This is a genomic window from Streptomyces sp. NPDC050674, assembly GCF_040654575.1.
GTDB lineage: Bacteria > Actinomycetota > Actinomycetes > Streptomycetales > Streptomycetaceae > Streptomyces.
Genome location: NZ_JBFAIG010000014.1, coordinates 226,164 through 232,671 on the forward strand (window position 1 = coordinate 226,164; position 6,508 = coordinate 232,671).

The 6,508-nt window shown below is 71.7% G+C and carries 5 protein-coding genes and 1 pseudogene; 3 read left to right on the forward strand and 3 right to left on the reverse strand.

From position 1 onward, the window contains the following. Position 1 precedes the first annotated feature (1 nt). Both AB0I06_RS23845 and AB0I06_RS23850 read right to left on the reverse strand, forming a co-directional pair. Entirely contained in the window at positions 2-1,453 is a 1,452-nt protein-coding gene (locus AB0I06_RS23845; protein ID WP_363120878.1) for a hypothetical protein, read from the reverse strand. Between the two features lie 806 nt (positions 1,454-2,259). Then, on the reverse strand, positions 2,260-2,469 hold the full coding sequence (locus AB0I06_RS23850; protein WP_363120866.1) for a hypothetical protein: 210 nt from the start codon (positions 2,467-2,469) through the stop codon (positions 2,260-2,262). Positions 2,470-2,601: 132 nt separating this feature from the next. On the opposite strand from AB0I06_RS23850, the gene AB0I06_RS23855 reads away from it, so the two are divergent. Further along, positions 2,602-3,576 (forward strand): carbohydrate kinase family protein, encoded by a 975-nt coding sequence (locus tag AB0I06_RS23855; RefSeq protein WP_363120867.1) that lies wholly within the window; start codon positions 2,602-2,604, stop codon positions 3,574-3,576. An 86-nt stretch (positions 3,577-3,662) separates the two neighbouring features. Here the strand turns inward: AB0I06_RS23855 and AB0I06_RS23860 are convergent, their stop codons facing one another. Continuing rightward, a complete protein-coding gene (locus AB0I06_RS23860; protein ID WP_363120868.1) occupies positions 3,663-5,042 on the reverse strand; it encodes an aminotransferase class V-fold PLP-dependent enzyme in 1,380 nt (459 codons plus the stop codon). Positions 5,043-5,306: 264 nt separating this feature from the next. On the opposite strand from AB0I06_RS23860, the gene coxB reads away from it, so the two are divergent. After that, positions 5,307-6,272 carry a cytochrome c oxidase subunit II gene (gene coxB / locus AB0I06_RS23865; protein ID WP_363120869.1) on the forward strand — a complete coding sequence of 322 codons (966 nt, stop codon included), beginning with the start codon at positions 5,307-5,309 and terminating at the stop codon, positions 6,270-6,272. Beyond that, a pseudogene (locus AB0I06_RS23870) lies at positions 6,269-6,508 on the forward strand (cytochrome ubiquinol oxidase subunit I); the annotation flags it as partial. The gene coxB and the pseudogene AB0I06_RS23870, both read left to right, overlap by 4 nt.

Sequence of the window (6,508 nt, forward strand, 5' to 3'; positions counted from 1 at the left end):
CCTACCGCTCCCGCGTCGGAGGAGCGGGCAGCCGCGCGCCGTCCTTCGCCAGCGGGACCGCCTTGCCGTCGGCGTCCACGACGGCGCGGTCACCGAGCGGCTGGTCCAGCCGCACCGTCCTCTGGAACTGCTTGGCGATCATGACGCAGACCTTGTCCGGCCACGGGACCGACGTCACCGAGACCGTCACCTCGTTGCCCTTCTCGCTCGCCTTCACGTCGTAGTCGGCGCACACCCCGCCCGTGAACGTCACCGTCAGCTCCGAGCCCTCGGCGAGGTAGCCGTCCACCTTCACCTCGCGCGGGCCGGGAGCCGACGTCGGCCGGTCACTCGGCCCGGTCGGCTCGGGTGAGGCCAGGAACTCGGGCTCCACTGCCGGGTACGTCACGGTGAACGGGGCCTTCGCGCCCGGCGCCGTCACCTCGAACAGCCAGGACGGCACCAGCGCCTGCCGTCCGTCCACGACGTGCGCGGCCAGCCCGAACACCGCGTCCCGGACTGTGACCGTGTCCTGCGCGGGAGTGCCGCTCGCCGACTGCTCGCAGGGCTGCTCCAGTTTGTCCTTCAGGGGTACGGGGCTCGCGCAGCCGCCGATGCCCATCCGGTGGTCCTTCTTCGGCTGCCCGTTCATCAGCTCCAGCGCCTTCCCGGCACTGACCACGGGATAGGTGTCGCCCTTCACCGGCGCCTTCAGCAGACCGCTGCCCCCGACGACGTCGCCGTCCGGGCCGACCGTGATCCCGGTCGTCCAGCCGTGCGTGGGCAGTCCGCCGACCTCGGGATCGGCGTTCACCACCCGCTGGGCGCCCAGGACCTGGCTCGCGTCGCGCTTCGCGTCGTCCTGACCCACCGCCTTCAGCACGGGCTCGGCGGCCTTCTCGGCCACGTCCTCGCTCACCGGTGTGCCCCCGGTCCGCGGGGAGGCGCAGGTGGCGGTGCCCTTGCAGTTGTCGGAGCCCGGGGCATAGCGGGTGAACGTCCAGGACCCCGGCGCCTGCTTGTTCACCTGGAGGCTCGGCCCGGACCCGTCCTGGCCCCCGATCTTCCAGGCCTCGCCCTGGGCCACCGGCGAGCCCTCCACCCCGAGGGCCTTCGCCAGCCGGGCCACGTCCGCCGCGGTGACCTCGCCCCGCGCCCGGTACACCGGTGCCGTGCCGGGGCCGTCCGGCAGCGGGCCGTCGACGCGGTAGGTGGCGCCGTAGGGGTTGGGCTCGCCGGGTGCGATGCCGTTGCCGTCGTCCGGCGTGGACTCGGAATACCCGTCGAGCACGAGCGGCGGGGGAGTGCCGTCCCCGCCGGGCGCACCGGACGTCGTGCCACCGGACGCGTTGGAGGCGAGCCAGGCCCCGCCCCCGCCGATCAGCAGCACGGCGGCGGCGACGGAGGCGATGATCGCGGGCGTACGGGGACGGCCGCCGCCGTGACCGACCAGGTCCTCGTCGGGGCGGGGCAGGTCGTTCTCGGGTGCCGGGGCGGAAGCGGAGGCGGAGTGCGACTCCGTGACGCCGGCGGCTTCGCGCTCGGGGGCCGCTTCGGCATCGGCCGGCCGGTCCTCGCCCGTCGCGACCGGCCGGCCACCGGCCTGCCCGGCTTCGGGCGCGGCCGTCTTCGGGGGTGCCTGCGTCGTGCCGGGTTCCGGGATCGCCCGGGCCACCGGTTCACCGTCCCCGGCCGCCTCCACCGCGGCGGCCCGCTCCCCGTCCTCCGGGGCATCGGAGGGCTCGGGGGCGCTCGGCGTATCTGCGGCCTCCGCCGCGTCTGCCGCTTCTGCGGTATCTGCCGCATCCTCGGCATCCGTGGATTCGGCAGCCTCGGCAGAACCGGCAGTGTCGGCGGAACCGGCGGCCCCGGCGGAACCGGCGGCCCCGGCGGAACCGGCGGAACCGGGGATCTCGGCAGAACCGGCGGCCTCGGCAGAATCGGCAGTCCCGGCGGAGCCGGCGGCAGTCTCGTCGCGCTCGGTGGGACCCGGTGACGTCTCGGCTGTCTCCGACGCCCCGGGCCGCGCGGAGGGTCCGGCGTCCGCCGTACCCGGCTTCTCGGCCTTCGGGGCGTCGGCGGCGGCGCCGTCCGCTTCCCTGACGTCGTCGTTGTCGGGTCGCTCGGTGTTCACCGCATCGCTCCTTCGGCTGCACAGCTGTCCCATGGGACCCGGCCCGTCATCTACGGGCCCGCTGGTGGGTCGTATCCCGCCTCCCCTTTACGGGGGACAGCGATGGGACGCAGCGGGGGAGCACACGGTTCCCGCGAATGCGCCGTTCAGTCGCCGTAGTCCTCCATGGCGTCGAGCAGCCGTGCCGACGCCGGGGGAACCGACACGCCGTGGATGAGGGCCGGGGACACCGGCCGCGAGGCCGCCCGGTCGGGGACCGCCCAGTGCGGAGCCATCCGGGCCCCGTCCCCCGGCAGCGACGCCAGGTCGCCTTCCAGATCGACCGGAACGGGCATGTGGACCTTGAGGTTCGTCATAGCGGCACCGTATGCACGGTCGAGCTCACGGAGAAAGATCTACTATCGGGTAGTTTCGCTGCCTTCAGAGCCGACCCGCCCACCCGGTAGCGTGAACCGTCAAGGTCCGCCTCCCTCAGGAGAGTCCACGCCGTGCGCATCGCAGTCTCCGGCTCCATCGCCACCGACCATCTCATGACCTTCCCCGGCCGCTTCGCCGACCAGCTCGTAGCGGACCAGCTGCACACGGTCTCGCTCTCGTTCCTGGTCGACCGGCTCGACGTCCGCCGCGGCGGTGTCGCCGCGAACATCGCGTTCGGCATGGGACAGCTCGGCACCCGGCCGATCCTGGTCGGCGCCGCGGGCGCGGACTTCGACGAGTACCGGGCCTGGCTGGAGCGGCACGGCGTCGACACCGACTCCGTCCGCATCTCCGACACGCTGCACACCGCCCGCTTCGTGTGCACCACCGACGCCGACCACAACCAGATCGGCTCCTTCTACACCGGCGCCATGAGCGAGGCCCGTCTCATCGAGCTGAAGACCGTCGCCGACCGGGTCGGCGGTCTCGACCTGGTCTCCATCGGCGCGGACGACCCGGAGGCGATGCTCCGCCACACCGAGGAGTGCCGCTCCCGGAACATCCCGTTCGCCGCCGACTTCTCCCAGCAGATCGCCCGCATGAACGGCGAGGAGATCCGCATCCTGATGGACGGGGCGACGTACCTCTTCTCCAACGAGTACGAGAAGGGCCTCATCGAGACCAAGACCGGCTGGAGCGACGCGGAGATCCTGTCCCGGGTGGGCCACCGCGTGACCACCCTCGGCGCACGCGGCGTGCGCATCGAGCGGGCCGGCGAGGACCCGATCGAGGTCGGCACCCCCGACGAGGAGCGCAAGGCCGACCCCACCGGCGTCGGCGACGCCTTCCGTGCCGGGTTCCTCTCCGGCCTGGCCTGGGGCGTCTCCCTGGAGCGCGCCGCGCAGGTCGGGTGCATGCTGGCGACCCTCGTCATCGAGACGGTCGGAACGCAGGAGTACCAGCTGCGGCGCGGGCACTTCATGGAGCGGTTCACCAAGGCGTACGGCGATGAGGCGGCCGCGGAGGTTCAGGGGCATCTGGCCTGACCGTCGCCGTGTCCGGGTGCGTGGGGGCTGGTCGCGCTCACGCGGCGGTAGCCGCACAGCGACACAGCCCCGCGCCCCTGGGTGGCTCAGCTCGCCCGGCGGATCAAGAACGCCGTGCCCTTTTCCGCCTGCTCCTCGCCCACGTACTCCTGGTTCCTCATCTCGCACCACGCCGGGATGTCCAGGCGGGCCGCCTCGTCGTCGGACAGCACCCGGACGAGGCCCCCCATGGGGACGTCACCGATGACCTTGGCCAGCTCGATCACCGGGATCGGGCACCGCTTGCCGAGGGAGTCGACGACCAGGACGTCTTCCTCGCGGACCACCTCCGAGGCGACCGGCGCTCCCAGCTTCTCCCGCACGGCCGACACGGCCCCGGGAAGGACGGCCAGGAACCTCTCCACATCCTCCTCGGCCGCCCCGAGCGGCAGCGAGACCCGCACATTCCCCTCACTCAGCACACCCATCGCCCGCAGCACATGGCTGGGCGTCAGCGTGCTGCTCGTGCAGGACGACCCGGACGAAACGGAGAAGTCCTCGCGGTCCAGCTCATGCAGGAGCGCCTCACCGTCGGCGTAGAGGCAGGAGAAGGTGACGACCCCGGGCAGCCGGCGCACCGGATGGCCCACCACCTCGACGTCCGGGACCAGCCGCGGCACCCGGGCCCGGATCCGGTCCGTCAGTTCCCGCAGGCGCGCCGCCTCCTCGGCCGCCTCCGCCCGCACGGCCCGCAGCGACGCGGCCGCCGCCACGATCGCCGGGATGTTCTCGAAACCGGGTGCCCGGCCCGACTCGCGCTCGTCCGACGGCCCTTGGGGCGCGAAGCGCACCCCCTTGCGCACGGCGAGCAGTCCGACCCCGGGCGGCCCGCCCCACTTGTGCGCACTGGCCGTGAGCAGCGACCAGCCACCGTCCACCGGCCCCCACCCCAGCGACTGCGCCGCGTCCACCAGCAACGGCACCCCGGCCTCCCGGCACACCTCGGCCACCGCCGCGACGGGCTGTTCGGTGCCGACCTCGTGGTTGGCGGACTGCAGACACGCCAGCGCGGTGTCCTTCCGCAGGGCGTCGCGGTAGGCCGCCGGATCCACCGACCCGGCGCGGTCCACCGCGACCTGGGTGACGCTCCCCCCGGCCGCCTCCAGGAGCTCCGCCGAATGCAGTACAGAGGAGTGTTCGACCGCTGACACGATCAGGTGACGTCCGATCCGCCTCCGCCCGGCCAGTGCCCCGGCAATCCCCGTGTGCACGGCACGGGTTCCGGACGAGGTGAAGATCAGCTCGTCCGGCCGGCACCCCACCGCCTCGGCGGCTGCCTCCCGCGCCGCGTCCAGCAGCACCCGGGCCCGCCGCCCCTCCCTGTACAGACGCGCCGGATCCGCCCACCCCTCGTCCAGGGCGGCCAGCAGGGCCTGCCGGGCGATCGGATGGAGCGGAGCAGCGGAAGCAGCATCGAAGTAACCCACACCGCAACGCTAGAACGTCCAGGGCGACGGCGGACCTCAGGGGCGCGGGGAACCGCGCGAACAGCCACAAACCACCCGCAGCCGCCAATTCAGCGAACCACCCGAGTGAGTAGGCACCCCTCCCCGAGAACCCCCGGAGGGCGTCGGCTAGGGTTTGGTCCGCATAAACATCCAAACCCCTGCCCGACGCAGGGCCGCGACCGACCAGCGAGAAGGCCAGGCCGCAGCCGATCCGCGCGGGCGAGACTCTCGGGAAGGCGCTACGTGAGTCCCAACGGCTCCGACCGCTCGCCGCGGCGCCCGATGCGGCGGAAGCTGCTGCAGGCACTGACCGCGGGCCTGGTCTTGGCGACAGCCACCGGTTGCTCGTACAACTGGGAAGACTTCCCCCGCCTTGGTATGCCCACCCCGACCACGGAAGAGGCTCCGCGGATCCTCTCCCTGTGGCAGGGGTCCTGGGCGGCTGCGCTCGCCGTCGGCGTGCTGGTGTGGGGTCTGATCCTGTGGAGTGCTTTCTTCCACCGGCGCAGCCGCACCAAGGTCGAGGTACCTCCGCAGACCCGGTACAACATGCCCATCGAGGCGCTGTACACCGTGGTCCCGCTCATCATCGTCTCGGTGCTGTTCTACTTCACCGCCCGTGACGAGTCCGAGCTGCTCAGCCTCAAGAAGAAGCCCGACGTCACGGTCAACGTGGTCGGCTTCCAGTGGAGCTGGTGCTTCAACTACATCGAGCCGGTCGCCGGTTCCACCGGGGACGCCAAGACCTCGAAGGACCTGGACGCGATCCCGGACCGCTTCAAGAAGGACTTCCCGGCCAACGCCGGCGGTGTCCACGACTGCGGCACCCCCGGTACGCGGAACCCGCAGACCAACAACCCGGGCCCGACGCTCTGGCTCCCGGAGGGCAAGACGGTCCGCTTCGTCCTGACCTCGCGTGACGTCATCCACTCCTTCTGGGTGGTGCCGTTCCTCATGAAGCAGGACGTCATCCCGGGCCACACCAACGCCTTCGAGGTGACCCCCAACAAGCAGGGCACCTTCCTCGGCAAGTGCGCCGAGCTCTGCGGCGTCGACCACTCTCGGATGCTGTTCAACGTGAAGGTCGTCTCCCCCGAGCGCTACGAGCAGCACCTCAAGGACCTCGTGGACAAGCAGCAGAACGGTTACGTTCCTGCCGGCATCGCGCAGACGAGCCACGAGAAGAACCGGGAGACGAACAACCTGTGAGCATCCTCAACGAACCCCAGGGTGCCGCGGCAGCAGGGTCCCACTACGAGGACGAGTTGCCGGTCAGGCGCCAGAACCGCGGCAGCGTCGTCATCAAGTGGCTGACGACGACCGACCACAAGACGATCGGCACGCTGTACCTGGCGACGTCGTTCGCGTTCTTCGTCATCGGCGGCGTGATGGCGCTGCTCATGCGCGCCGAGCTCGCCCGGCCTGGTCTGCAGATCATGTCGAAC

Excerpts from the sequence above, each read along its gene's own strand:
- AB0I06_RS23850 (WP_363120866.1), bottom strand. The coding sequence starts at position 2,469 with ATGACGAACCTCAAGGTCCACATGCCCGTTCCGGTCGATCTGGAAGGC.